Genomic DNA, 26,348 nt, shown 5'->3' on the forward strand with positions numbered 1-26,348 from the left:
CTAAACGTTATTCAGCTGCTTCTTCTGGTTGAGCAACCACATCAGCGTAGTGCTTACCTAAACGTGTTGTAATACCTGAATGCGCTTGGCTGTTAAATTCGACCATACTAGGTGAGAAGGTTGAAACAACGGTTGAACCCAACTTAAATCGGCCCATTTCATCACCTTTTTTAAATTTAATCGCGCCAGCGCCGTCTGCTGGATACTGCCATCTAAAAATATCCTTGCCTGCTGGTGGCGTAATGGTGCCCGCCCAGGTGGTTTCGATACTTGCAACAATAGTTGCGCCTACCAATACCATGGCAAGCGAGCCATGCGGGGTATCAAAAATCGTTACCACGCGCTCATTGCGAGCAAATAAGTTAGGTACATTGTTCGCTGTTAACGGGTTTACAGAAAATAGCTCGCCTGGCACATAGATCATCTCACGCAAAGTGGCATCCATTGGCATGTGAATGCGGTGGTAGTCCTTTGGCGCTAAGTAGATACAGCTAAATTTACCATTTTGAAATGGCGCTGCTGTTTTTTCATCGCCGCCAAGGAGCGATTGTAGGCTGTAACTAAAGCCTTTTGCTTGAATAAGCTGGCCTTGCTTAATATCACCTTGTTGGCTAATGGTGCCATCAACGGGGTAACATAGTGTCATCGGGTTGTCGTCAATGGTGCGCGCGCCATCTTCCAATTCGCGGGTGAAAAAGTCGTTAAAGGTGGCAAAATCTTCAGGGCGCTTTAACTTGGCCTCATCCATGTTAATGTCATAAGCCTTAATAAAGTGCTTAATTGCCTGTGTGGTGAACCAGCCGGCTTCTGCTGCGGCAAATTTGCCGACCAAGCGTGAAATGCCGTGCTTTGGTAGTAGGTATTGAAAGGCAATTTTGATTTTGTCTATCACTGAGTCTTCCTCGTTACTTCTTATTTATTCGTTAATGTTAATGCTGTTGACGTTCGGCTAAGCTTAGTTTTTAAAACGGGTAGTTAGCGTATTGCTCGATAAACTCTCGACAATACGCTGGAAGCTCGCAAATCGCTCGGGGTGAATCTCGCCACTTTCAACGGCGGCAATCAAAGCACAGCCGGGATCGCTGACATGCTTGCAGTCACGGAATTTGCAGGTGCCTAAATAGTCGTCAAATTCAATAAAACCATCTGCCACTTGCTCTGGACTTAAATGCCATAGACCAAACTCACGGATGCCGGGCGAGTCAATTAAATCGCCCCCTTGCTCAAAGTGATAAAGACGAGCAACGGTTGTCGTGTGCTGGCCTAGTCCTGAGTTTTCTGAGACTTGCTTTGTTACTAAGCCAAGCTCTGGCATTAAGGTGTTAACCAAGGTGGATTTGCCAACACCGGACTGACCAACGAAGATGCTAGTTTCATCGACCAGCTGAGCTCTCAGTTCTTTGATGCCATCACCGGATTCACTGCTGGCATATAACACTTGGTAGCCAATCGCACGATAAATATCGAGCTGCTCTTCAACGATTTCCGCTAAATCTTCGTCAATAAGATCCGCTTTATTCATCAAAATAACGGGCTTGATACCGGTCTGCACACAAGCCACGATATAGCGATCGATAATATCTGGATTAAACGCAGGCAGCACTGTGGTAACAATAATGATTTGGCTGATATTGGCAGCGACGGGTTTTAAGCCATCGTAAACATCGGGACGGCTAAGTGCTGAACTACGTTCATGCACAGCCTCAATCACGCCAGAGACAGTATGCTCTGATGATTTACCTTGGCGAAACATCACCTTATCACCACAAACTAATGAATCAACGCCGCGACGAATATTACAGCGAAAGGTATTGCCCTCGCCATTTTCTATATCGGCGTGTTGGCCAAAACGACTGATCACAATTCCTTGCTCTGGTGCACCTAGTTCTTCATCTTGCCATTGTACTTCTTCCGCTTTATTGCGAAGCTTTTTTGCCTGATTGGCTCGAATTCGGCGCGCTTGCCCTTTGGTCAGTTTTTTTGCTTTTGCCACGTTATTTCGCTGTTATTAAAGTCATGATGTTCACATCAGCTTTTCAATATCGGTAATTGTCACGTATTATACTGACTTATCGGCTAATCAGCTAATCTTTGGGCAATTGAGACACGAACACACAAGCGCTGTGATAAATGACGCCCTGTTAGCGAATGACAAAAAAGAGACTTTGATGAGCGTAAATGAAACGAATTTAGTGTGGTTGGATCTGGAGATGACAGGTCTTGAGCCTGAGCATGATGTAATTTTAGAAATTGCCACCATAGTGACTGACAGCCAGCTAAACGTATTAGCAGAAGGGCCAGTCTTTGCAATTCATCAAAGTGATGATGTGCTCGATAATATGAGCGAGTGGTGTATTGAGCATCACGGCAAATCTGGGTTAACAGATCGCTGCCGCCAGAGTACGACTGATTTGGCGACAGCAAGCGCCGCAACCATTGAATTTATCAGCCAATATGTACCTAGAGGCAAATCGCCGATGTGTGGTAACAGCATTGGCCAAGATCGTCGCTTTATCAATAAGTACATGCCGGAGTTTGAAGATTACTTCCACTACCGCAATCTAGATGTCAGCACAGTAAAAGAGCTAGCTCGTCGATGGAAACCTGAAGTGTTGGATAAGGTCGAGAAAACAGGGGCGCACCTAGCACTTGATGATATTCGCGAATCTATTGAAGAGCTAAAAGTTTATAAGGCACATTTCTTTAAGCTTTAATCGCTTAACTTACCTAATTAATGCGCATCCAATTAATGGGCGACCAAGTAGCGTAGGAAAAGACTAAAAAGCGACTTATGCCGTTAGTTAAAAACCAAACGTCTAAAGAGCAAAAGTCGCTTTTTATATTAAATTATTGAATTTTGATAGAGTCTGATTCACTGAGCGCCAGTTTCTCTAGCCCAAAGCCCTTTACCAAGTTGCTGGTGCTGTTGCCAGTCTCCTTTTAAAAGCCATTCGACAATTTGTTTAGCGACATTGGGTAATGGCTTTGCTTCATTTTGCTTAGCAATAGCTAACCAGTCACCAACTTTGGTGGTGGTGATTTTATCTATTACCGTCGCATAATTTAATTGTTCAAGTGCCAGCGCATTAGAGTGCTGTTCCATTTGGCCATTAAGTGGTTTGGTTAGTATGGGTTTTCCTAAGTGTAAGCACTCACTAATTAGCTCGAATCCACTATTGCAAATAACTGCTTTAGCACCTGCTAAATCTTGCTTAAACGCCTGATAGCTCGTTTTTCTAAGGCTAATATTGCCTTGCTCACCGTTTTCAAGTTCTGGTGAATATTGCACAAACTGATACTGTGGCAGCTGATTGAGTACCGCGCTGACTTGTTGCTGATTTTCAAATGGCAGATAGACGACGATATTATTGCTATCGTCTGTTGCTTGTAATGTGGTATCGATGATCGGCGGCAGCACATTGTCACTGTATGGATGCCAGTGCAAGCCAATAGCGTTAGTTGCAGGTGCAAAGTTGCGCATAATCCACTTAGCCATCATGGACTCGCCAGCCATAGGCGTATTTTCGCCAAATGCATACTGATGGCCAATGCCTAGTACTGGTTTACCTTGTAATTTTCCTGCCCAAGCGGTGACAGGCTCGAAATCGGTGATTACTAAATCATATTCTGAAAGTGAGAGGGCATGGATATCACGATAAAACCCCAATAGACTGTTTTCCAAAAAGGTACTGATATAGTCAATTTTACCGTTCTTGGTAACAAAGGTGAGCCCTTTGCGGTGCATAAAGTCACCAAACACTTCCATATCAAACAGCTTTTCTCTTTCTCGACCTGAGATCAGATAGGTAACGTCGACAGCATGTTCTTTGAGGTATTTTGCTAAGATTCTTGCTCTAGATATGTGACCATTACCTGTTCCTTGAATACCGAACAGTATTTTCATACGACTTAAATTACTCCTAGTAACATGACCGAGCCTAACGTTGCTCCGGCTAGAATATCCGATGGAAAGTGAACGCCTAAAATAACCCGTGAAGCACCAACCGCACTGGCCCAAAAGTATATGGGTAAGGCAATTAAACCAAGTTCTGAAACCACCAGCCCTGCCAGCAAAAATGCCGCCATGGTATGGCCTGACGGAAAGCTGAACTTGTCTGATGGTTGCACTAAACAGGAAAAGTTTGGCACGATATCTGGTGGACGGCGACGTTTGAGAATATTCTTTAAAATAAAGTAAATAGGGCGCTCAATAGCAAAGGCAAAGAGTGCTAACAAAAAGAAGTTAACGCTTTGACTGCCAATAGCAATAAGAACAGGCAGCAAAACCTGCATATAGCCATCACCTGTGCGCGAAACGGCGCGAACACAGCTAATAAACTTTTGATGGTAACGCGATTTAACACACCAACGTAAGATGCGTAAATCGTATTGATACATGTCGTTTAATACCGTCATACCGCTAATCTAGATGGCTAATATGACCGTTGCTTGACAAAAATGTGTCTATTTAGTGAACAAATAATAAAAGTGGCTTAAGAAAAAAACTTGCAGGTCGGACCAGTATCAACAACAATAAGTTTTTAACATCCATTTACGCGATAAAATGACAATAACAAGGACAACAGATGGCAAATAAATTTAGTAAAGCGGTAGCGGCAATATACAAGTTACCTGAGTTTTGTCATGGTTACTTGCTCACTAAACTGTTCTGTACACAAGTAAAATATGCAGGTACTTCACGCATTAAACTGCAAAAAGTTTCCAATCAGGAAGTGGTACTGACGATTGCTAACATTAAGCGCGTCCAGAACCATATTGGCGGTGTTCACGCAATTGCCGCTTCGTTATTGGCTGAGTCAGCAACGGGTACCTTATTTGGTATGAATGTGCCAGACAGTCATTTACCTTTATTGAAATCTATGACAGTAAATTATAACCGCCGTATGCAAGGTGGGCTGACCGCTAAAGCTCAGCTCAGTGAAGCGCAAATAGCAATCATTAATAGTGAAGAAAAGGGCGACATGCTGGTGCCAGTGACCATTACGGATGAGTCAGGACAAGAGCCTATTGAGTGTTTAATGAATTGGGCTTGGGTACCCAAAAAGCGCAAATAAACCATCCTTTATATGCGGTAAAGAGCCTAGGCTCTTTACACGAATTCCTGCATCTTGCATGATTATGGCTAAGTGATTTTGCCTTACACTAAAACCTACTCGCGTGCTGTTCGTCTAACAGTGTCTGTGAGCCAGTAGTTGATGTGTGAGGCTTTATTTTTATAGCGCTAGCAAAAACTTAAATTAAAGCAAAGTAGCAGCAATGGTCGTAACAATAAATAAGGGATGATTGGGTTAATTAACATGACTGAAATAGCGTATAAGAAGCCAATTACTGCTAAAAAACTCAATTCACTTTGGCTAATCGCGCTATTTTTTTTGCTGTTAAGCATAGGGCTAATCTCAGCTTGGTTTGCTATTGTTCAACACAGCTCAGACCAACTGCGTGATCAGCATTTACCCAACGTATATCAAACAAACGATCAATTAATCATTTCAAACCAACTGTTAGTTGCTTTCAATTCGCTAAATCGCCACAGCCCATCTCCCCAAATTGTAGAGCAGCATCAAACGTGGTTGACTGTTGCAGAGCCAGCAATGAAGTCGCTGGTAAAAAGTGGTCAAAAATTTCCAAAACTGAGCGCATTAGTTAATTATGAAAAAGCGACGCTAATTCGATTAAGTGATAGTGCCAAGCGCAATATTAAACTCACTCAATTGGCAATTGAACGAACAGACGTTGCCTTGACCATGCTTGCGAGCCAAACACCGCAACCCAACATGGCACTTAATTCTGCTTTGTTGCTATTAAAAGCATCGTTGCAAGATACTGTCGAGCAACCTTTTCCTGCGACCCAGAGCTCAATTAAGGCGCAAGTTGAACAGCTATCCCAATGGCTTTTCCTGCAAACAGAGAATCAAACGAGTAGCTCAGATGAATTGTTAACGAATGCCGTGAAATTGGTGGTCGGCATATTCACTACAGAGCATGCGTTGTTCGGCAAATGGCAGGGCCAACAGCGGCTTTATTCACTATTCCAACAGCAAATAGATGCTGCAATAGTTGAGCTTAATCGATACCAAGCGCAGCTAAGCAAACAAGCAGCATTGACGATGAAAAACATTAACGCCAGCAATAGTGTGACTGCTGCTGTGGCAGGGTATTCGGTTTCAATACCGTTAAAGCCAGAGTTGGCTGTATGGCTGATGGCAGCTGCATTGTTATTTTTCGTCATTGCTTCTTTGTTGCTTTATCGCCTCCATCGTCGTCACCACGCTAGGTTAGATCAACTGGTGAGTTTTACCACGACAGTGCTTGCTGACAACGACGGTACCTATTTACAAAGAGCGATAGAAGAAAGCAAGCACAATGCGGTAACAGAGCGGCAGCAGGAAGTGGCAAAAGCCATTACCGCAAGGCTGAATAACACCTATTCTGCACAATTTGTTGAAAGCCTGACAACTGCGCAGCAAAAGCAATGGCGACAACTAGCGCAATGCACTGCGACTTGGCAATGGTCTTTTGAAAGTGGGCTTATCTCGTTATCAGAGCACATAGATAGTGCAGCGCTGTTTGCTTCAGAAATTATTCCTGAACGCTCGTTATCTAAGTTTGCTTTGCGCCGTTTAGTTGGTCAGCAAAATTTTCATGCACTTGCCTCGTCAGTAAGAAAGATTGAATCGCAAGAAGCAAACGAGCAAAACCAGTTAAATTCTATTGAAAACGTATTGCTGACCTTTGGCGAAGAGCTTTTTGTTGATGTCGCTATATGTAAAGAAAACGGCAAGTGGTCAGGCACGTGCACCGATTGCTCGCTAGTCTATCGTGAAATAAACCAGCTTAAAGCTCAAATAAGTGTGCAAAACGAATCACTGGAACAACAGCGAAGTTCGACGCTTCAAGGCTCACACAGCGATTATCAGGTATTAAGCAAAATGCTTATTCAAGGGCTACTACAATCACAAAATAGTATGCTGAGTGAAACTCACGGTCATCCTCTATCATCACACCTGCCACCGCACCAAACGTCACACCAGTTGCCGCATCTGCCATCATACGATAAAGCCATAAACCGTGCTTTGAAGCGGCTAAACGAATTGCAAATCATGGCACAGTTAGCCACCGAGCAACGGGTAAGGGTGCCTCAAGATATCAACATTTCTCAGCTAAATGCAGCAATTAATGGCAATTTAGCGCGCGAAAATGCTGCACGTAAAAATACCGTGGTGATTTGTCAATCGGCGAATGTTTGGCACAAGGTTCACCTTGATACTGGTCTTTACAGCCGCCTAATCGAAGGTTTTTGCCACTTAATGTTGGCTGGTCTTCATAAGCAAGAGTTATTGATTACGTTGAGCGTTGCAGATCAAGCGAAAGGCCAACAAACCTGGCAATTGAGTTTTTCACTACTCGACTTTGCTGGTAATAGCACTGAACACGCCAATTTTGATCAATCACCTATTGCTGAATTAATGGAGGACCTTGATAGCCAAAACAGCCATGACACTGCGTATTGTCAGAAGCTTTTGCGTGCTCTGCACGGGCGGTTAGTGGCGATTAATCAAGGCCAAATGCAGAGTGCAACTCCAGACCATACTAAGAGCAGCAGTAATACGACTAAGGCCGACAAGCCTGCGTTGGAATTGGTGTTAAGCTTTCCTGTTGCCATCATCGAAAATGCAACTAAACACCAAGTTGATACCAGTCTTTCTCATACTCAAGTACTGGTATTAACTTCAAGCTTTGCTCAAGGGGAACGTATTACTCAGTACTTAACATCAGCTAAAGCTGAGTGTCGTTTGGTTGATAATATTGATACGCTTAAAGCGCAGTGTAGTGAGTCTGCAATTAAGCAAAAAGCGATTGATGCGGTAGTTGTTGGTGGCGATTTTGCAGTGCATCATCACGTAATTCAAAACTCTCTTGCCCTATTGCCTGACAAAAGACGTCCGACATTAACCATGATTCACAAACAGCAAGACGATTTAGCTAAAATCGGTTTGTTTTCTCTAGCGGATGCTTGGTTGACGAGAGATTCGCTTGTTCATGCTATCAGCAAAGGTCTTAAGCAAAAACAAAGCAGCAATCAGCTTGTCACATCAACCACATTAAGCCAGCACCAATTTATACACACCAGTGTTGAATTACTCTTGGCAGTTAAGCAAGTTGATCAGCATCATGCATTGCTAAGCCTACTTCATTGGCTTGGTTTTCAAGTTACTGTGGTAGTTGATGAAACTTCAATGCTTAATCAATGGCGTTTAGGGCGATTTTTAGTGCTTATCAATGAATTTAGTGCTTCGCCAGTTATTGAATTGCTCGCCGGCAAAGGTATTAGCCGCGGTATTTTTAGTATTAAAGGTGAACTAAGCGATCAGGATGAAACGAACATGCCAAAAGGCACTCATCAAAACGAAGGTGAAGCGCCACAGCATGTCAGCGCTTGGCAAGTTAATACGGTGCCTGCGGTATTTGAACTGAAAGCATGGATACAAAGGCTGTCACCTTGGTTGGTGTCGCGCAAAGTAGGAGCAAGTCAACAGCTATCCTTTTCAGCATTAGCTTCTACTAGCCAATTTAATGACCTATTACCTGCTGCTTTTGATATTGATGTCTATGCTAAAAATCAAGGTTCGGCTGAGCTTGCAGCCTTTATGTTGGATGATTATGTTAATGAACTCATAGGCCACGCTCGTATGCTGACTGAGCAATTGAAATATGCCGATGAGCAAGCGATATTGGGGACGTTGAAAGAGGTTGGTGTGATTGCCAACATAATGTCCGCTCAAGGGCTAAGCCAGTTATCCTTGCAATTCGAACATACGTTAAAAAATAACGCGATTGCTTCTGCAAGTGGCATTATCAGTGTTAATACCAAGCGCTTGCTCGAACAAATGAAGCAAGAGATCTTGCTGATAAAACAAAATGCAGAGGCGATATAGTAAGTTGTCTATGCTTACCAAGCCTACGAACAAAATCAGTGAAAAAGCCGGCGACGAAACTATTGATAAAGTTGGCGAGGTACCTAACGTGAACAATGGCGAAATAGCTAGCCCCTGTGTGCGCAATTGTTGTTTGAATCAGGTCGATTATTGCTTGGGGTGTAAGCGCCAACTTGATGAAATCGTCAGTTGGCGTTCGTATAGCGACGCGCAACGCCAGGCGATTATGGCGCAATTAGCGACGCGCGATATAAGTGATTCGCATAGCGCCGATCCTGCTTAGCCTGGTTAACCAACGCTAAGCCTTTGTAATACGTACTTGCCCCTGTTTGTTATGCGTCTCTGGGCAAGCCTTTTTCGATAGAGCGAATTAAGCGTTGATTTAAGCGTTGAGTTTTTTTGTCACGCTTAGTGATGCTTGAATTAATAGTCACTAGTTCAACAGCAATTGCTTTCGCCTTACTTAGCTGCTCAGCAAGTGCCCAGTCAATATGTTCAATAACCATAACCGATAGTGCAGTATCACTAGTCAAATCGGCTTGCTGCTTTTTCGCCGCAAGTACTTCAACGATTTGTTCCTCATAAGGTGCATTTCCAAGTGCTACCGCTATATTGCGCAACCAACTTTGGTAACCTATCCGCCTGATTGGGCTACCTTCCGTGCGCGCTAAAAATTCGTTCTCTTGCCAAGTGAATAGGCTTACTAATTCACTGGCATCGAGTTGCTGGCGAGGATGAAAATCGGCCTCCTGCGTAATCGAGCCGAATTTATTCCATGGACAAATTAATTGGCAGTCGTCGCAGCCATATATACGATTTCCTAAGGCTTTGCGGAATTCGAGCGGAATAGCGCCTTGGTTTTCAATGGTTAAGTACGAAATACAGCGCTTGGCATCGACAACATATGGGGCGACTATCGCGTTTGTTGGGCATATTTTTATGCAAGCGACACAACTGCCACATTGATTTTGGGTAGTACTGTCGACAGGCAATGGCAAATTCACTAGTAGCTCACCTAAGAAAAACCAAGAGCCAGCTTGTTGGTTGATTAACAAGCTGTGTTTGCCAACCCAGCCAAGTCCTGCCTTTTCAGCTAGCGGCCGTTCTAACACTGGCGCAGAATCAACGAATGGGCGAAAGTTGAATTCACTGCAATAGGCTTGAATTTTTTTACCTAGCTGCTGCAAACGCTTGCGCATTAACTTGTGGTAATCACGCCCTAATGCATATCGACTTACATAACCAAGTTTTTTGTTTTTAAGCGTACGTGCAAATTTTGCATTTGGCGGCAGGTAGTTTAAACGGGCACTAATGACTCGAACTGTTCCCGGCTCAAGCTCTTGCGGGCGGGCGCGCATCATGCCATGACGTGCCATGTAATCCATCGAACCATGGTATTGATTGTCTAGCCAAGCCTGCAAGTGTGGCTCATGGGATTTGAGATCAATATCGGCAATGCCTATTTGTGCAAAACCTAATGATTCTCCCCAAAGCTTGATTTTTTCTGCAAGATCTTGATAGTTGATAGCGGCAGTCATCAATGGCGAGTAAAAAATGGAAGTAATAAAATTGACGGCTAGTTTACCACAGCCAGTGTACAGTGCGAATCAAGTACTCTCGAATGAAGCAGCGGCAGCTGACGCTAAGGGTATTCCGCTCTTTGAATTGATGAAGTCGGCAGGGCGAGCAGCTTTTGAGCTGCTAAGCCAACAGGCTGAACAAGCAAGCTCAGTGCTGATTGTTGCGGGCAAAGGCAACAATGGTGGTGATGGCTATGTGCTTGCCCGTCATTGTGCGGCGGCAGGTTTTATGGTGTCTTTATTAGTCCTTGCTGACGAAGAGAAGATCACCGGAGATGCCGCTAAAGCCTTGGCAATGCTAGATCCAGACAGTGTTAACCTTAGATTTGAACCCGATTTGGCGAAAGCGAACAAGATGATCGCAGCGTTCGAAGGAGATTGGCTAGTCGATGCCATTTTTGGCATTGGGCTAAAGGGGAAACTTACTCGCGCATGGCAGCAACTGCTGACCACGATCAATGAGCACTACAGCCAAATTATTAGTCTCGATATTCCATCAGGCCTTTGCGCGACTACAGGGCATGTCGAAAATGTGGCTGTCGCGGCCGATTATACGGTGACCTTTATTGTCTTAAAGCAAGGGTTACTGACGGGGAAAGCCGCGAATTATATTGGTGATTTATGGCTCGCAACCTTGGACGTGCAAACTGAGTTTGTGCAAACCATTGCTGCGCAGGCATTTGCTCAAGGAACATCTGGGCTGCCAGCTATTACACCAAGACGACCAACCATTCACAAAGGCAGTATTGGTTTGGTGTTGGCAATGGGCGGAAACTTAGGAATGCCTGGTGCCATACGCATGGCCGCCGAATCATCACTTAGAACGGGTGCCTCTCTGGTAGCCGTGGCTTGTCATCAAGAAAACCAAGCGATTGTGGTTCAGGGGCGACCGGAGCTAATGCTCGCACCGAGTGAGCCTGAGCGCCTGATCTCCTCTTCTTTTGTTGAGAAAGCGAAAGTTATTTTGATAGGTCCTGGTTTAGGTCGTGATGCTTGGGCAAATCAGCTGATGCAGGCCGCTCTCAAAGCCGACAAGCCAATGGTTGTCGATGCTGATGCTTTGTTCGCGATGAAATCACTGCGCGCCTTCAGCAATAATTGGGTGCTAACGCCTCACCCAGGCGAAGCGGCCTTTTTACTCGACTGCGATATTGCGACGATTGAAGCAGATCGCTTTGGTGCGGTAACGGCCATAGCGCAAAAATATGGTGGTATTTGCGTGTTGAAAGGCGCGGGTAGTTTAATTGGCGATGGCCAGAAAGTGATTGTAAACACCACGGGTAATGCGGGTATGGCATCGGGTGGCATGGGCGATGTATTATCAGGCATAATAGCGGCATTGATATTACAAACAGGCTCGATGATGGACGCAACAAGGCTTGCGGTTAGCATTCACGGTCAAGCTGCAGAACTCGTTACTCAAAACATCGGTATGCGCGGCTTGCTAGCCAGCGACTTATTTGAGCCGATCAGACAATTAGTAAACCAATATTAACTCTATGAAAAAACAATATTTCCTTGCTGATGAAGCGGCAACGGTAGGCTTAGGTACAGCATTAGCAGAAGTCGTTAAACGCGATATCCAAAAAGGTATTACCGTTTATTTAAACGGTGACTTGGGGGCAGGTAAAACAACGTTAACCAGAGGTTTTGTGCGTGGTATGGGCCACCAAGGGAATGTTAAAAGCCCGACTTACACCTTAGTTGAACCCTATGAATTATCACCTTGGCAAGTCTATCACTTTGATCTTTATCGATTAGCTGACCCTGAAGAACTTGAGTTTATGGGGATAAGAGATTACTTTAGCGACAATAGTTGTAGTTTTATTGAGTGGCCAGAAAAAGGCCAAGGGCTGCTGGCAGGGCCAGATCTTATTATTGATTTAGCTTATCAAGAGGAACAACGTACTGTTAGCCTAACTAGTCAATCTGAGTTGGGTAATCAAGTACTCGCCACCTTAGCAGCTCATTTACAAGGTACTGACGAATAGATGATTGGGCAGCGCTCTAGCTGGATGTATGCATTACTGCTAACCCTTTGGTTAGTGAGCTTAAACGTTCTAGCCAGTAACAAAATTAATGGTGTTCGGGTGTGGCCTGCACCGGAAAATACCCGTGTCGTTTTTGATTTATCAAAAAAACCAGATTACAGCTATTTCAGTTTATCGAGTCCTAACCGTTTAGTTATCGACTTTAAAAATAGTGCGAATGCCGTTGAGTTAAGCAAGCTGGCCAAAAATGACAAGCGCATTTTAAAAATACGTACGAGTAAAGCCAAGCATAAAGGCGCCACTCGCGTCGTCATGGAATTAGCGCAGAGCTATCAAACTACGATTTTTCCATTAGCCCCAGCTGGCCAATACGGAAACCGCCTTGTCGTTGATTTATACGATAAAAAATCACTAGAAAAGCGCACGGTTCGTGTTGAAAGCAAGAAGAAACGCGACATTGTCATTGCCATTGTTGCTGGCCATGGTGGCGAAGATCCCGGCTCAATTGGCCCGCGGGGAACGTATGAAAAACACGTTACGCTTAACATCTCAAAAAAGTTAGCCAAACTGATTAACAGTAAAAAAGGCTTGAGCGCTAAGCTTATTCGAACTGGCGACTACTACATTAACCATAATCGTAAAACTCAGCTAGCCCGCAAATACAAAGCTGATTTACTTATTTCTATTCACGCTGACGCCTTTACTTCACCACAGCCAAGAGGCGCATCTGTGCTGGTGCAAGATCCGCGTCGCGCAAACTCTGAATTTGCCAAGTGGATTGCTAATCGCCAGAAAGAGTCTGAGCTGCTTGGCGGTGCAGGCGATACCATTAGAAAAACCAAAGACAAAAACTTAGCGCTCACGCTTGCTGATATGAAAAAAGAGCACACCATGGCAAGCAGCTATGACTTTGCTGAACAAGCGGTTAAAGAGCTGAAGAAAGTGACCAGAATGCATAAGAAGCGTCCTGAAGGCTTGAGCCTTGCCGTCTTAAAGTCTTCTGATATTCCATCGGTGCTAATTGAAACGGGCTTTATCTCTAACCCTTCGGAAGAGCGCAATTTAAATAGTGACAAACACCAGCAAAAATTGGCAAAAGCCATTTTAACAGCAGTCCATAATTACTTTATGGATGCACCCCCAGCTGGCACATTATACGCGTCAACAGGCTATAAAAAGCACCGTGTTGCCAAGGGCGAATCGCTGTCGGTACTTGCGCAGCGTTATAAGGTCTCTGTTGGTCAGCTAAAATCAGCAAATAATCTTAGCAGCAATACAGTACGTATTGGGCAAACCCTAAAAATTCCTCGAGCTTAACAATGGCGATTGAGATTTTACCAGCCCGCTTGGCAAACCAAATTGCCGCGGGTGAAGTGGTTGAGCGTCCGGCATCAGTAGTGAAAGAGTTAATAGAAAATAGCTTGGATGCTGGCGCGACCAAAATAGCCATCGACATCGAAAAAGGCGGGGCTAAGCTGATTCGCATTGCTGACAATGGCAAGGGTATTGCGAAAGACGAGCTGACGTTAGCTTTAAGCCGTCATGCAACCAGTAAAATTAAAGATCTTGATGACTTGGAAGCAATCGCCAGCCTAGGCTTTCGCGGTGAAGCGCTGGCGAGTATTAGCTCAGTTGCGCGCTTAACCTTAACTTCAAAACCAGCAGAGCAGGAAAATGCGTGGCAAGCTTTCGCAACTGGCCGAGATATGGCAGTGACGGTGCAACCCGCCGCGCACCCTAATGGCACCACCATTGAAGTGAATGATCTATTCTTTAACACCCCTGCACGCCGTAAGTTTTTGCGGACCGAAAAAACCGAGTTTACTCACATTGATGAAGTGTTGCGCAGAATCGCGTTGGCGCGTTTCGATGTCAGCTTCTCGCTAACCCACAATGGCAAAATAATTCGCCAATACCGCGCAATAAAAAACTCGGCGCAGTATGCCAAACGTGTTGGGATGATTTGTGGGCAAAAGTTTATTGAACAAGCGGTTACTGTTGATTGCCAGCATGATGGATTGCACTTGTGGGGCTGGCTAGCGCATCCTGAGCAACATCGAAGTCAAAATGACTTGTGTTATAGCTATGTCAACGGGCGTATGATGCGCGATAAGCTGATTAATCATGGTATTCGCCAAGCATTTTCTGATTGGATCCCTAACGATAGCTATCCAGCATTTGTACTGTTCTTAAATTTAGATCACAAAGAGGTGGACGTGAATGTTCACCCTGCCAAACACGAAGTGCGCTTCCATCAAGGACGCTATGTCCATGATTTTATTTACACCGTTTGCCAGCAAGCTTTGCAACAAGCGCTCTCGCAGCAAGCGTCACTAGTTGGAGATGCTACCTGTATTCAGGAAGATGCGGCACAAGGCTTTGCTCCACTAGCACCTGAGCAGGGCGCAAATGCCAATGATGAGTCGCGAGACTATGTTGCGCCGCTAAGACGGGCAGAGCACGTTGGCGAAGCTTCGCCGGTGGGCTATCAGCCAGCCCACTCCTCTCCTCAGTTATCAGGAAGCTCGTACACGAGTTCATCAGGCTATCAAGCCTCTCATTCATCCAATAGCGCAGATATTCGCCAAGCTGCGCAGAGTTATCAAGCATTGATGACGCCTAAAACTGTCGAAAGCGCAGCCATTGAAAATCAAGCCGTAGAAAGCAAAGCCGCTAAAAGCGCATCGGACGCTCAGTCTGTAATAGAGCATCCACAATTGTTGCATCTAGTTGATGAGCAAGTCGCCTTGATAAATCGTAACCAACAAGCGTTGGCTGTGGTTAAGCTTGCTGATGTCGCAATGGCCGTTAACCAAGTGTTGGTCGAGCAACGTTGGCAGCAAGGGCTAACCAGCCAACCATTGCTGTTGCCAATTGTAATGAGCTTGAGTGAGCAAGCGGTTAGTTGGCTGAACAGCCATATGGCATTAATTGAACAAGCGGGTATTAGCGTGCAAATTCAGGCGGGTAAAAAGGTGCAAATTCGACAATTTCCGGCAATGCTGCGCGAACACGATGTTGCCTGTTGCATGCAAACACTAATTGAGCAAATGCTTGATTACACAAGTAGTAGCGACCCTTCAGACGCAGAGCTTAGCAATGCATTTAGACAACAATTTGCCGCTTTGATGACGCCGAAAAACTTTGATACAGCCAGTGCCAAGCAATTATGGTTGCAAGCAGAAACCGTGCTAGGTGAGCAATTAAATCAAGTGTGTGACTTGAAATCCGTCGCGGTTGACCTTACTTCTGCGATATCTCAACTACACTAGAAAGATATGACCAACCTTGATAAACAACCTCCCGTTATTTGTTTAATGGGGCCTACGGCTTCGGGCAAAACGGCACTTGCAATGGCGCTTTATGATGCCTTACCGTGCGAGATCATTAGTGTTGACTCGGCGCTAGTTTATCAAGGAATGGATATTGGCACGGCTAAACCAACGTCGGAAGAACAAGCACAGTATCCGCATCGCTTGATTGATATTATCGATCCCAGTGAAAGCTACTCTGCCGCAGATTTTTGTCGTGATGCACTACGTGAAATCGCTGATATTCGTGCTCAGGGTAAAATTCCACTGCTTGTTGGTGGAACTATGATGTACTTTAAAAGTCTGATTGATGGCATATCGCCATTGCCAGAGGCATCGCCAGCAGTGCGCGCCGAAATTAATCAGCAAGCGCAAATTCACGGTTGGGAATATTTGCATGATGAGCTTAAGCAAGTCGATCCTGTTTCGGCTGAGCGTATTCATCCCAATGACCCGCAGCGATTAACGCGTGCATTAGAAGTATTCCGTTTGACGGGAAACACTTTGACACAATTAACGGCAATAAAAGGTGATACCCTACAAGGAGATGTTTTACAATTTGCGATAGCGCCTGCAGATCGCGCAACCTTGCATCAGCGTATTGAACTACGTTTCAATCAAATGATTGAACAAGATTTCAAGCAAGAAGTGGTTAAGCTTAAATCTCGGGGAGATTTGCACGAAGACTTACCATCAATTCGATGTGTAGGGTATCGTCAAATGTGGCAACATCTTAATGGTGAATGCGATTTCGAAGAAATGGTGTTCCGTGGCGTCTGTGCCACTAGACAGCTGGCAAAAAGACAGCTAACTTGGTTAAGGAGTTGGCCAAATTTACACCGGTTAGACATGGAAGATAGTACTAACCTACAACAAGTATTGTCGGCAGTGAGCAAACTTTAATCTTTGTATTATACTAAGCTTATTACTGACTATTTGATTAATAAAAACTTTTTAGCTTAATTTATCTAACAATAACAAAAGGGGCCAAAGAATGGCAAAGGGGCAATCTTTACAAGACCCATTTTTAAATGCGCTTCGTCGTGATCGCATTCCTGTAGCAATTTACTTAGTTAACGGTATTAAATTACAAGGGCAAGTTGAGTCGTTTGACCAATTTGTTATCTTACTTAAAAATACCGTGAGTCAAATGGTATACAAACACGCTATTTCCACCGTAGTTCCTGCTCGCGCAGTAAATACAGCACCTCAAGGGCAGCCTGAATTTAATCAGGACAGTTAATTTCCATGATTGCATTCGGTATTGTATGGAGTTGCTCATTTGTTTGATCGCTATCAAGCAGGTGAGCAGGCAATACTTGTTCATGTAGACTTTCCCGACGAAAGCAGCAGAGAAGACCTACAAGAATTCAAAATGTTAGTCTCATCTGCTGGCGTTAATGCGCTATCAGTGGTTACTGGTAAGCGTAATTCGCCTCACCCGAAATATTTTGTTGGTAGCGGTAAAGCAGAAGAAATTGCTGATGCAGTAAACCTTTATCAAGCTAACGTAGTGCTGTTTAACCATGCACTTTCACCTTCCCAAGAAAAAAATATTGAAGCTTTATGTCAGTGTCGCGTTATTGACCGGACAACGCTTATTCTTGATATTTTTGCGCAAAGAGCCCGAACCCATGAGGGTAAGTTACAAGTTGAGCTTGCTCAACTAAGACATATCAGCACCCGCTTGATTCGTGGTTGGACTCACTTAGAGCGCCAAAAAGGTGGTATTGGTTTACGTGGTCCTGGTGAAACCCAGCTTGAAACGGATAGACGTTTATTACGTGAGCGCATGAACAATATTGGCAAGCGCCTTGAAAAAGTTGAAAAACAACGCCAGCAAGGCCGTCGCTCAAGGGTTAGAGCTGAAATTCCAACACTATCATTGGTTGGCTATACCAATGCTGGCAAGTCCACTCTGTTCAATTTGATCACTCAAGCTAACGTATACGCTGCTGATCAATTATTTGCCACCCTTGATCCAACACTTCGAAAAATTGACATCGAAGATGTTGGGCGTGCTATTTTGGCGGATACAGTTGGTTTTATTCGCCATTTACCTCATGACTTAGTCGCTGCCTTTAAAGCAACATTAACCGAAACCAGAGAAGCTGAACTTTTACTGCATGTTATCGATATAGCTGATGAAAGGCGCTCTGAGAACATCCATGAAGTGCAAAGTGTGCTGGATGAAATTGAAGCGGGTGATGTTCCACAGTTATTAATTTGTAACAAAATAGATAAACTAACTGACTGTCAGCCTCGTATCGACAGAGATGAAAACGGTCAGCCAATTAGGGTGTGGTTGTCAGCGCAAGCAAATATCGGCGTTGACTTGTTATTTGAAGCATTGGCAGAGCGCATGGGACGCCAAGTAGTCAAACACAGTCTCAAAATCCCCCCTACTGCAGGCAAGTTGCTCGGTGCCTTGTACCAACTTAATTGTATTTCACATGAAGATTATGACGAGCAGGGTAATTGCTTAGTCGATATAAAATTGCCAGTGCGAGAGTGGAATCGGTTGATTAAACAAGACAAAGCAAGCGTGGAACGCTTTATCGAAAGTTAACAGGCTGATATATTATTGGCTTTCTTTATAATTTTAATATCAAAGTCACATTGTTGCGGAGTGCGTCATGGCGTGGAATGAGCCGGGGAATAACGATAAAGATCCCTGGAAAAACAAAGGTGGTAACAACCAAGGGCCACCAGATTTAGACGATTTATTTAAAGACTTAGGCAATAAATTCAATGGCCTGTTTGGTGGAAAATCAGGCGGTGGAGCTAGTGCTGGCGGTGCAGGTAATAACTTTTCAGGCATTGCAGTAACCTTAGCGCTAATTATTGCGTTAGTCGCTTACCTATTCACTTGTGTTTACACTATTAAAGAAGCTGAACGTGGCATTAAACTGCGTTTTGGTGAATATGTTGGTGTGGTTGAGCCAGGTTTGAGCTGGAAGTGGACCTTCATTGAAAACATCATTCCAGTGGATGTACAAACGACTCGCGACATTCGTGCAGAAGGCTTTATGCTGACGCAGGATGAAAATGTTGTGCGTGTTGAAATGGAAATTCAATACCGCGTCATTAACCCTCGTGATTACGTGTTCAGCGTAACTAATGCTGACAACAGTTTGAGTGACGCGCTTGACAGTGCCCTTCGTTACGTTGTTGGTCACGCGAAAATGGATGACGTGTTAACCAGTGGTCGTGAAGTAGTGCGTCAGAAAGTACGTGAAGAACTTGACGGTATTATCGAGTCATACAACTTAGGTTTACTGGTGGTTGACGTTAACTTTAAAGACGCGCGCCCACCAGAAGAAGTCAAAGAAGCATTTGATGACGCTATTGCGGCTCAAGCCGACGAAGAACGTTTTATTCAAGAAGCTGAAGCTTATGCTCGTAGTATCGAACCACGAGCGCGTGGTCGTGTGAACCGTATGGAACAAGAGGCACTTGCGTACAAAGAACAAACCGTGCTTGAAGCAGAAGGTGCCGTTGCTCGTTTTGAGAAAATTTTACCTGAATATCAGGCTGCGCCAGACGTAACTCGTCAGCGTATGTATTTGGCAAGTATGGAAAAAGTATACGGTAATACCAGCAAGGTAATGGTTGATGTTGAAGGTGGTAATAACATGATGTACCTACCACTGGACAAAATCATGCACCAGCAAGCTGCACCAACACGTATCGTTCCGTCATCAGTAAGCAGTGTGCCTGCTAATACGGGTAAAAACTCGTCACCAACCAGCAACTCTGGTCGCAATGACCGATTCAACAGTGGGAGAAACTAAGCAATGAAAAACTTTATTGTGACAGCAATTGCACTACTGTTTATTTTGGTTGTGTCGTCTGTGTTCGTGGTGCCTGAAGGCCAACGTGGTATTGTTTTCCAATTCTCAAAAATTAAGCGAGACGCTGCTACTGGCGAAATGCGTATTTACGAGCCCGGTTTACACTTCAAAATTCCATTAATTGAAAATGTTAAACGCTTAGATGCACGTATTCAAACGCTAGATGAAGCGCCAGATCGCTTTGTTACTGCTGAGAAAAAAGATTTGATGGTCGATTCATACGTGAAATGGCGTATTGTTGACTTTTCAAGATTTTACTTACGTACTTCGGGTAGTTTTGATCAAGCCTCTATCTTATTGAAACAGAAAGTAAACAACGGCCTGCGTACTGAGTTTGGTACTCGCACTATTCAAGAAATTGTCTCGGGTGACCGTGACGGTTTGATGGCGAAAGCGCGTGAGAGTGCTGAGAGTAGCCGTGATGACTTAGGTATTGAAGTTATTGACGTACGTGTAAAAGCGATTAACTTACCTAATGAGGTAAGTAACTCAATCTTTGAACGTATGCGTGCTGAACGTAATGCGGTAGCTAAAGAACACCGTTCGAAAGGCCAAGAGCAGTCAGAAATCATTCGCGCTGAAATTGATGCTAAAGTCACGGTAATGTTGGCTGATGCACAGAAGAATGCTCAGCAAATTCGTGGTGATGGCGATGCGACTGCAGCAAAAGTTTACGCTGATGCATACAGCAAAGACGCAGAGTTCTACTCATTCTTCCGTAGTTTAGAAGCATACGAAAACAGCTTTAACAATAAGAGCGATATCATGGTTGTTAAACCTGACAGTGACTTCTTCAATTACCTTAAAAACGGTAAACAAGGTAAATAACTTAGCGTTAGGCGAGTTACTTAATTTGCCTAAAAGGCCACATATTTTGTGGCCTTTTTTATTGCTTGTCGCTTATTACATCAAGAGCTTTGCTATCATCTTAATTGGGGCTTGCATACTGCAATCTCTTATTGCTTTAACCTGATTTATGTGCAAAAGGATTTGTTTATATGAGTAGTAGAATGATGGACAGTAGAGAAAGCAGTGGCTTTACACTGATTGAGCTTATTGTTGTTATCGTTATTCTTGGCATCATTTCCGTAACGGCAATACCTCGACTTATTGATCTAACGGATGATGCAAATTTAGCGGTGATTCGCACGCTTGCGGCCAACTTTGAAAAAGCGGTGGACGATGCTCATTTGCGCTGGCAAATATCTGGTGAACCTGGGCGAATTCAAAATATGCCGGACTTTGGTGATGGCACTTTGGATATGAGTACTAATGGCTGGCCCATTGGTATCAACAAAGGAAATGCCAATGATAATATCGGCCAAGGTAATGCCGGATGCCATTCTCTGTGGAATTATCTATTAATTGATGGCCCGCGAGCTGATGCTGATACCTCTGAAGACTTTCAAAGTTTTCGGCATAGTGGCAATACATCTTGCTCTTTCGTCTACCGGGCGAATGGCGATACGGCAGGAAGAACCACAGCTCAGCTCGGGGTGTTGTACAATTCGATTAACGGTCAGGTCAGCGCTTGCGGGTCACAAACTTCTATCCCATGTTGAGTTAACATGGCTTATCTCAACTAATTGATTGAGCTGCTTAATTGCAAAATTAGCTTAGGTATTGTGCGTACTGAGCGGCAAACCATTCCCCTTTATGCTGTAAAATTAACCAATAAAACTTGGACTCAATTTTGATCTCTGGTAGAATCGCCGCCTAATTTTCTTACCAACATGTAATCATGGGAAAAAACGTTGTAGTTCTGGGCACCCAATGGGGTGACGAGGGTAAGGGTAAAGTTGTTGACTTACTTACAGACAAAGCAAAGTACGTAGTACGTTATCAAGGCGGCCATAACGCAGGCCACACACTAGTAATCAATGGTGAAAAAACCGTTCTTCATCTTATTCCATCTGGCGTTTTACGTGACAATGTAAAATGTTTGATTGGTAACGGTGTTGTGCTGTGTCCAAAAGCCCTGATGGCTGAAATCACCATGTTAGAAGAGCGCGGCGTACCAGTGCGTGAACGCTTACTTATCTCTGACGCATGTCCGTTAATTCTGCCTTACCATAATGCACTTGATGCAGCGCGTGAAAAAGCACGTGGTAGCAAAGCAATTGGTACAACAGGTCGCGGTATTGGCCCTGCATACGAAGACAAAGTAGCGCGTCGTGGTTTACGTGTTGGCGATTTATTCTGTGCTGATTCTTTTGCTGCAAAATTAAAAGAAATCGTTGAGTACCATAACTTCGCATTAGTGAACTACTACAAAGCTGAGCCAGTTAGCTATGAAGATGTGCTAGCAGACGCAATGGCTGTTGCTGATGTTATTAAAGGTATGGTTGCTGACATTGCAGAGCTTCTTGATCAAGCACGCAAAAACGGTGAGTCAATCATGTTTGAAGGTGCTCAAGGTACCTTACTTGATATTGACCACGGTACGTACCCATACGTAACGTCTTCAAATACTACTGTTGGTGGTGTTGCGACTGGTTGTGGTTTTGGTCCGCGCTACCTAGATTATGTATTAGGTATTACCAAGGCTTATACTACGCGTGTAGGTTCTGGTCCATTCCCAACAGAATTAAACGATGAGATCGGCAACCATTTAGGTACCGTAGGCCACGAGTTTGGTGCTACTACAGGTCGTGAGCGTCGTTGTGGTTGGTTTGATGCAGTAGCTATGCACCGCGCCGTGCAAATTAACAGTATTTCAGGCTTCTGTTTGACTAAGCTTGACGTGCTAGATGGCTTAAAAGAGTTAAAAATCTGTACTGGCTACAAAACAGCTAATGGTGATGTGATTACTGTGCCACCTACTGCTGCAGAAGGTTATGAGCAAATTACACCAGTGTATGAATCTATGTCAGGTTGGGATGAATCAACGGTAGGTGCAACCTCTTTTGATGAGCTACCAGCAAACGCTGTTGCTTATATCAAACGTTTAGAAGAAGTAACGGGTGTACCAATTGATATCGTATCAACAGGCCCAGATCGTAACGAAACAATGATTTTGGTTAATCCATTCGACGAGTAATTCGTTGTCTTAAGTTTTGTTGTATAACAGTTTTAAAAACCAGCCTTATGGCTGGTTTTTTTGTGCTTGTGAATAGTACCTGCGAATAATGGTTTTTCGCTAAAGCCTTAACTCCTAATCTTAACCTCTCTATAAAAAGCGCACGCAACAGTTATCCAGTGCTAAGGTCACATTCAACCCGCCATTAACGGTATAGTAATCTTTGAACCGTGCATAGATTCAAGCTATGTCAAAATTTGTACAAAAAAATGAAGTTTTCTTTGCAAATTTAGCGCATTATCGAGATTTTAAGTCAAAATTTGAGTAGGCGTAGCATCATTAAATATATGACTTGTAGCAAGTTTCTTTGAAAAAATAGCCTTGTCAGCATCATCTTAATTCAAATACCATATAAACTATAATAATAATAAACATAATAAGTATCTGATTTACAAATACAGTTATATCCATCAAGTTAACACCATGTTCATGCAAAGGAACGACGATGACAGATTTAAAACAGCAGGCATTGGATTATCATGCGCTGCCAAATCCGGGCAAAATCAGTATTGCCCTGACAACTCCCGCAGAAACCAGTAAAGATCTGGCATTAGCCTATAGTCCAGGGGTCGCAGAACCCGTACGAGCAATCGCTGAAGATCCAAACAACGTTTATAAATACACAGCGAAAGGTAATACCGTAGCGGTAATCTCAAATGGTACGGCTATTTTAGGGCTAGGCGATTTGGGGCCAATGGCATCAAAACCCGTAATGGAAGGTAAAGCATTGCTTTTTAAACGCTTTGCTGACATTGATTCGTTCGATATTGAAGTCAAGCACCATACGGTTGAAGAATTTGTTAACACTGTCGCCAATATTGCTGACTCATTTGGCGGCATAAACTTAGAAGATATCAAAGCGCCTGAGTGCTTTGAAATTGAACGGACGTTGGTTGAGCGTTGTCGAATTCCTGTTTTTCACGATGATCAACATGGTACTGCGATCGTTACTGCTGCCGGTATGCTTAACGCTCTTGATATTCAAGGCAAAGAAATTCAAGCGGCGAATATTGTGTGTATGGGCGCAGGTGCAGCGGCAATCGCTTGTATGGAGCTATTAATCAAATGCGGCGCGCAGCGTGAAAAAATCTATATGTTAGATCGCAAGGGTGTGATTCATACTCGTCGTGACGATTTAAACGAGTACAAAAAGCTTTTCGCTAACAACACCGACAAGCGTACATTGGAAGATGCTATCAAAGGCGCTGATGTTTTTGTCGGCGTGTCTGGGCCTGATTTATTGTCGGCTGATCATTTAGCATTGATGGCACCTAACCCTGTCGTCTTTGCCTGTTCAAACCCAGATCCAGAAATTAAGCCGGAATTGGCTAAAACAACGCGTGATGATGTGATTATTGCTACTGGACGTTCTGATTACCCGAACCAAGTCAACAATGTACTTTGCTTCCCGTTTATTTTCCGCGGTGCATTAGACGTGCGTGCAAAAGCCATTAACGATGAAATGAAGGTTGCTGCGGTACATGCTATTCGCCAATTGGCGAAAGAAGAAGTGCCAGCTGAGGTGCTTAAAGCAAGCGGTGATAAGAGCTTAACTTTTGGTCGCGATTATATTATTCCTAAACCTATGGATAGTCGCCTGAAGGCAAGAGTTGCTAAAGCGGTTGCCGAAGCGGCTGTTGAGTCTGGTGTGGCGGCGCTGCCACTGCCTGAGAACTATATGGAAAGTTAAGATAGTGAATTAGCGATTGCAATAATTGCATTAAAAAAGGCGCAATTTGCGCCTTTTGATTCGAATTTATGTGCAGCGTTTTTCGAGCGATTTATTCTTCGTCATCTGCTTCGAATTCAGAAAAGTCAGTAATACCTTGTGCAATCAAGGCTTCACGAACGGCTTCTGGTAATCGGTGTTCATTATCCTTGGCCAGATCGTTATCGTTAGGCAAAGGTTGACCAGTGAAAGCGTGCAAGAACGCTTCGCATAGCAGTTCACTATTGGTGGCGTGACGTAAGTTGTTAACTTGGCGTCTAGTGCGCTCGTCAGTTAGTACTTTGAGTACCCGAAGTGGGATAGAAACGGTGATTTTCTTTACTTGTTCGCTTTTTTTTCCATGCTCTGCGTAAGGATTAATATATTCGCCATTCCAATCAGCCATTTAAGTACCTCATACATTGTTATTAGTTGGGTGATGGTCAGCGTTTTGTAATGCGCTGTAATGTCTTTTTGATGCAACCCAGATATTAACGTTAAATTGTACTAGGTGGCATATTTCAGTCAACCTATATGTGTAGAAGTTTAGATGTCTAAAACTTCTTGACCACAAAATTTAAAACGGATAGATTTATAGACGTCTAAACATCCATTTGATGGCTTGCTCACTTTTAGCACTCAAAATCTAAATTGAATAAGCTAGCTAAACTCAGTAATTACTAGGTGAATAGTATGACTAAGCAAAAAACCGCTACTATCGCAGCACGCGCCGGTATTAACAGCGATAAACATCACGGTGCTGTGGTGGCGCCTATTCACCTATCAAGTACGTATTCACTCAAGGGTTTTAACGAAAAGCGTGATTTTGATTACTCGCGCACAGGTAACCCAACCAGAGCGACTTTTGGTAAGGCTATTGCTGACCTTGAGGGTGGTGCTCTAGGTATTGTCACGGGCACAGGCATGGCAGCGGTTCACTTGATTTGTCAGCTGCTGTCAGTCGGCGATAAAGTTGTTATTCCACACGATTGTTACGGCGGTAGCTATCGCCTGTTTGTGCACTTGGCAAAACGTGGCCAATTCGATGTGATTGTTGTTGATCAAAGCGACGAACAGGCACTCAATGAAGCGCTTGCACAACAGCCTAAATTGGTACTGATTGAAACGCCAAGCAACCCGTTATTGCGCTTAGTTGATATTGAAAAAATCGCTGCTGCAAGTAAAGCCGTTGGCGCTCTTGTTGCAGTTGACAACACTTTCCTATCGCCAGTTCTGCAGCAACCATTATCACTGGGTGCTGATATTGTTTTCCACTCTACGACGAAATACATCAACGGTCATAGCGATGTGGTTGGCGGCGTTTTAGTTACTAAAGAACAAGCACTCGGTGAGGAGCTTGCATGGTGGGCAAACTGTATTGGAATTACTGGCCCAGCCTTTGATAGCTTCTTAGCATTACGTGGCTTGAAGACCTTACCGCTTAGAATGGCTGCACATCAAGAAAATGCTAATCAAGTTGCTAGTTTCTTGGCAAATCACCCAGCAGTTGAACAAGTGTACTTCCCTGGTTTGGCAGACCACCCCCAGCATGAGTTGGCAACACGTCAGCAAAAAGACTTTGGTGCGATGTTAAGCTTTGAAGTGAAAGGTGGTGAGCCAGCAGTGCGAGCGTTATTTGATAATCTGCCGCTATTCACGCTTGCACAATCTTTGGGTGGGGTAGAAAGTTTGATCAGTCACCCATCTACGATGACGCATGCGGGAATGGACATCGAAGCACAAAAAGCGGCGGGGATTAGTCAATCATTAGTGCGCTTGTCAGTTGGCATTGAAGATATCAGCGATATTCTAGCCGATCTTGACGCTGGCCTTGCCGCTAGTCAGCAAGCTTAACTTTGGGCGTATTA

General features: G+C 44.1%; 23 protein-coding genes. 17 read left to right on the plus strand and 6 right to left on the minus strand.

What is annotated here, in order from left to right; all coding sequences use genetic code 11:
* Window positions 1–7: 7 nt before the first annotated feature.
* Entirely contained in the window at window positions 8–892 is an 885-nt protein-coding gene (gene asd, locus DXX94_RS12660; RefSeq protein ID WP_220348091.1) for an archaetidylserine decarboxylase, read from the minus strand.
* A 63-nt stretch (window positions 893–955) separates the two neighbouring features.
* Window positions 956–1,993 carry a small ribosomal subunit biogenesis GTPase RsgA gene (gene rsgA, locus DXX94_RS12665; protein WP_116016379.1) on the minus strand — a complete coding sequence of 346 codons (1,038 nt, stop codon included), beginning with the start codon at window positions 1,991–1,993 and terminating at the stop codon, window positions 956–958.
* A 175-nt stretch (window positions 1,994–2,168) separates the two neighbouring features.
* Between rsgA and orn the strand changes: the two genes are divergently transcribed.
* A complete protein-coding gene (gene orn / locus DXX94_RS12670) occupies window positions 2,169–2,714 on the plus strand; it encodes an oligoribonuclease (protein ID WP_116016381.1) in 546 nt (181 codons plus the stop codon).
* Between the two features lie 158 nt (window positions 2,715–2,872).
* On the opposite strand, the gene DXX94_RS12675 is transcribed toward orn, so the two are convergent.
* Window positions 2,873–3,904 carry an MJ1255/VC2487 family glycosyltransferase gene (locus DXX94_RS12675; RefSeq protein WP_116016383.1) on the minus strand — a complete coding sequence of 344 codons (1,032 nt, stop codon included), beginning with the start codon at window positions 3,902–3,904 and terminating at the stop codon, window positions 2,873–2,875.
* Window positions 3,905–3,909: 5 nt separating this feature from the next.
* On the minus strand, window positions 3,910–4,416 hold the full coding sequence (locus DXX94_RS12680) for a phosphatase PAP2 family protein (protein ID WP_116016385.1): 507 nt from the start codon (window positions 4,414–4,416) through the stop codon (window positions 3,910–3,912).
* Between the two features lie 170 nt (window positions 4,417–4,586).
* On the opposite strand from DXX94_RS12680, the gene DXX94_RS12685 reads away from it, so the two are divergent.
* From DXX94_RS12685 to DXX94_RS12695, 3 genes are all read left to right on the plus strand, one after another.
* Window positions 4,587–5,075 (plus strand): DUF4442 domain-containing protein, encoded by a 489-nt coding sequence (locus tag DXX94_RS12685; RefSeq protein ID WP_116016387.1) that lies wholly within the window; start codon window positions 4,587–4,589, stop codon window positions 5,073–5,075.
* A 243-nt stretch (window positions 5,076–5,318) separates the two neighbouring features.
* The gene (locus DXX94_RS12690; RefSeq protein ID WP_147302286.1) at window positions 5,319–8,957 is read left to right on the plus strand and encodes a hypothetical protein; all 3,639 of its coding nucleotides are present in this window, start codon (window positions 5,319–5,321) and stop codon (window positions 8,955–8,957) included.
* Between the two features lie 10 nt (window positions 8,958–8,967).
* A complete protein-coding gene (locus tag DXX94_RS12695) occupies window positions 8,968–9,240 on the plus strand; it encodes a DUF1289 domain-containing protein (protein WP_116016391.1) in 273 nt (90 codons plus the stop codon).
* Between the two features lie 49 nt (window positions 9,241–9,289).
* Here DXX94_RS12695 and queG read toward each other — a convergent pair whose 3' ends face one another.
* Window positions 9,290–10,498: a tRNA epoxyqueuosine(34) reductase QueG gene (gene queG, locus DXX94_RS12700; protein WP_374188834.1), complete on the minus strand. Its 1,209-nt coding sequence runs from the start codon at window positions 10,496–10,498 to the stop codon at window positions 9,290–9,292.
* 13 nt (window positions 10,499–10,511) lie between these two features.
* Here queG and DXX94_RS12705 point away from each other — a divergent pair, with 13 nt between their 5' ends.
* The 12 genes from DXX94_RS12705 (at window position 10,512) to DXX94_RS12760 (ending at window position 24,462) form a co-directional block, all read left to right on the plus strand.
* The gene (locus DXX94_RS12705) at window positions 10,512–12,032 is read left to right on the plus strand and encodes an NAD(P)H-hydrate dehydratase (RefSeq protein WP_116016395.1); all 1,521 of its coding nucleotides are present in this window, start codon (window positions 10,512–10,514) and stop codon (window positions 12,030–12,032) included.
* A gap of 4 nt (window positions 12,033–12,036) precedes the next feature.
* The gene (tsaE, locus tag DXX94_RS12710) at window positions 12,037–12,528 is read left to right on the plus strand and encodes a tRNA (adenosine(37)-N6)-threonylcarbamoyltransferase complex ATPase subunit type 1 TsaE (protein WP_116016397.1); all 492 of its coding nucleotides are present in this window, start codon (window positions 12,037–12,039) and stop codon (window positions 12,526–12,528) included.
* Entirely contained in the window at window positions 12,529–13,845 is a 1,317-nt protein-coding gene (locus DXX94_RS12715; RefSeq protein WP_116016399.1) for an N-acetylmuramoyl-L-alanine amidase, read from the plus strand.
* Between the two features lie 2 nt (window positions 13,846–13,847).
* On the plus strand, window positions 13,848–15,800 hold the full coding sequence (mutL, locus tag DXX94_RS12720; RefSeq protein ID WP_116016401.1) for a DNA mismatch repair endonuclease MutL: 1,953 nt from the start codon (window positions 13,848–13,850) through the stop codon (window positions 15,798–15,800).
* A gap of 6 nt (window positions 15,801–15,806) precedes the next feature.
* The gene (gene miaA / locus DXX94_RS12725; protein WP_116016403.1) at window positions 15,807–16,742 is read left to right on the plus strand and encodes a tRNA (adenosine(37)-N6)-dimethylallyltransferase MiaA; all 936 of its coding nucleotides are present in this window, start codon (window positions 15,807–15,809) and stop codon (window positions 16,740–16,742) included.
* 91 nt (window positions 16,743–16,833) lie between these two features.
* The gene (gene hfq, locus DXX94_RS12730) at window positions 16,834–17,082 is read left to right on the plus strand and encodes an RNA chaperone Hfq (RefSeq protein WP_116016405.1); all 249 of its coding nucleotides are present in this window, start codon (window positions 16,834–16,836) and stop codon (window positions 17,080–17,082) included.
* Between the two features lie 39 nt (window positions 17,083–17,121).
* Window positions 17,122–18,408 (plus strand): ribosome rescue GTPase HflX, encoded by a 1,287-nt coding sequence (hflX, locus tag DXX94_RS12735; RefSeq protein ID WP_116016407.1) that lies wholly within the window; start codon window positions 17,122–17,124, stop codon window positions 18,406–18,408.
* Between the two features lie 67 nt (window positions 18,409–18,475).
* Entirely contained in the window at window positions 18,476–19,633 is a 1,158-nt protein-coding gene (gene hflK, locus DXX94_RS12740) for an FtsH protease activity modulator HflK (RefSeq protein ID WP_116016409.1), read from the plus strand.
* Window positions 19,634–19,636: 3 nt separating this feature from the next.
* Window positions 19,637–20,521, plus strand: a complete 885-nt coding sequence (gene hflC, locus DXX94_RS12745; RefSeq protein ID WP_116016411.1) for a protease modulator HflC — start codon at window positions 19,637–19,639, stop codon at window positions 20,519–20,521.
* Window positions 20,522–20,691: 170 nt separating this feature from the next.
* Window positions 20,692–21,255, plus strand: a complete 564-nt coding sequence (locus DXX94_RS12750; protein WP_116016413.1) for a prepilin-type N-terminal cleavage/methylation domain-containing protein — start codon at window positions 20,692–20,694, stop codon at window positions 21,253–21,255.
* 179 nt (window positions 21,256–21,434) lie between these two features.
* The gene (locus DXX94_RS12755) at window positions 21,435–22,733 is read left to right on the plus strand and encodes an adenylosuccinate synthase (protein WP_116016415.1); all 1,299 of its coding nucleotides are present in this window, start codon (window positions 21,435–21,437) and stop codon (window positions 22,731–22,733) included.
* 484 nt (window positions 22,734–23,217) lie between these two features.
* Complete coding sequence (locus tag DXX94_RS12760; RefSeq protein ID WP_116016417.1) at window positions 23,218–24,462, plus strand: malic enzyme-like NAD(P)-binding protein; 1,245 nt, start codon at window positions 23,218–23,220, stop codon at window positions 24,460–24,462.
* 91 nt (window positions 24,463–24,553) lie between these two features.
* Here DXX94_RS12760 and metJ read toward each other — a convergent pair whose 3' ends face one another.
* Window positions 24,554–24,886 (minus strand): met regulon transcriptional regulator MetJ, encoded by a 333-nt coding sequence (metJ, locus tag DXX94_RS12765; RefSeq protein WP_116002016.1) that lies wholly within the window; start codon window positions 24,884–24,886, stop codon window positions 24,554–24,556.
* A gap of 287 nt (window positions 24,887–25,173) precedes the next feature.
* Between metJ and metB the strand changes: the two genes are divergently transcribed.
* Window positions 25,174–26,334, plus strand: a complete 1,161-nt coding sequence (gene metB, locus DXX94_RS12770; protein WP_116016419.1) for a cystathionine gamma-synthase — start codon at window positions 25,174–25,176, stop codon at window positions 26,332–26,334.
* Window positions 26,335–26,348: the final 14 nt, after the last annotated feature.

Origin of the sequence: Thalassotalea euphylliae, from assembly GCF_003390375.1 — a bacterium.
In the GTDB taxonomy this organism is placed as follows: Bacteria; Pseudomonadota; Gammaproteobacteria; order Enterobacterales; family Alteromonadaceae; genus Thalassotalea_F; species Thalassotalea_F euphylliae_A.

Excerpts from the sequence above, each read along its gene's own strand:
- orn (WP_116016381.1), top strand. The coding sequence starts at position 2,169 with ATGAGCGTAAATGAAACGAATTTAGTGTGGTTGGATCTGGAGATGACA.
- DXX94_RS12675 (WP_116016383.1), bottom strand. The coding sequence starts at position 3,904 with ATGAAAATACTGTTCGGTATTCAAGGAACAGGTAATGGTCACATATCT.
- DXX94_RS12680 (WP_116016385.1), bottom strand. The coding sequence starts at position 4,416 with ATGACGGTATTAAACGACATGTATCAATACGATTTACGCATCTTACGT.
- DXX94_RS12685 (WP_116016387.1), top strand. The coding sequence starts at position 4,587 with ATGGCAAATAAATTTAGTAAAGCGGTAGCGGCAATATACAAGTTACCT.
- DXX94_RS12690 (WP_147302286.1), top strand. The coding sequence starts at position 5,319 with ATGACTGAAATAGCGTATAAGAAGCCAATTACTGCTAAAAAACTCAAT.
- DXX94_RS12695 (WP_116016391.1), top strand. The coding sequence starts at position 8,968 with ATGCTTACCAAGCCTACGAACAAAATCAGTGAAAAAGCCGGCGACGAA.
- DXX94_RS12705 (WP_116016395.1), top strand. The coding sequence starts at position 10,512 with ATGGAAGTAATAAAATTGACGGCTAGTTTACCACAGCCAGTGTACAGT.
- tsaE (WP_116016397.1), top strand. The coding sequence starts at position 12,037 with ATGAAAAAACAATATTTCCTTGCTGATGAAGCGGCAACGGTAGGCTTA.
- DXX94_RS12715 (WP_116016399.1), top strand. The coding sequence starts at position 12,529 with ATGATTGGGCAGCGCTCTAGCTGGATGTATGCATTACTGCTAACCCTT.
- mutL (WP_116016401.1), top strand. The coding sequence starts at position 13,848 with ATGGCGATTGAGATTTTACCAGCCCGCTTGGCAAACCAAATTGCCGCG.
- miaA (WP_116016403.1), top strand. The coding sequence starts at position 15,807 with ATGACCAACCTTGATAAACAACCTCCCGTTATTTGTTTAATGGGGCCT.
- hfq (WP_116016405.1), top strand. The coding sequence starts at position 16,834 with ATGGCAAAGGGGCAATCTTTACAAGACCCATTTTTAAATGCGCTTCGT.
- hflK (WP_116016409.1), top strand. The coding sequence starts at position 18,476 with ATGGCGTGGAATGAGCCGGGGAATAACGATAAAGATCCCTGGAAAAAC.
- hflC (WP_116016411.1), top strand. The coding sequence starts at position 19,637 with ATGAAAAACTTTATTGTGACAGCAATTGCACTACTGTTTATTTTGGTT.
- DXX94_RS12750 (WP_116016413.1), top strand. The coding sequence starts at position 20,692 with ATGAGTAGTAGAATGATGGACAGTAGAGAAAGCAGTGGCTTTACACTG.
- DXX94_RS12755 (WP_116016415.1), top strand. The coding sequence starts at position 21,435 with ATGGGAAAAAACGTTGTAGTTCTGGGCACCCAATGGGGTGACGAGGGT.
- DXX94_RS12760 (WP_116016417.1), top strand. The coding sequence starts at position 23,218 with ATGACAGATTTAAAACAGCAGGCATTGGATTATCATGCGCTGCCAAAT.
- metJ (WP_116002016.1), bottom strand. The coding sequence starts at position 24,886 with ATGGCTGATTGGAATGGCGAATATATTAATCCTTACGCAGAGCATGGA.
- metB (WP_116016419.1), top strand. The coding sequence starts at position 25,174 with ATGACTAAGCAAAAAACCGCTACTATCGCAGCACGCGCCGGTATTAAC.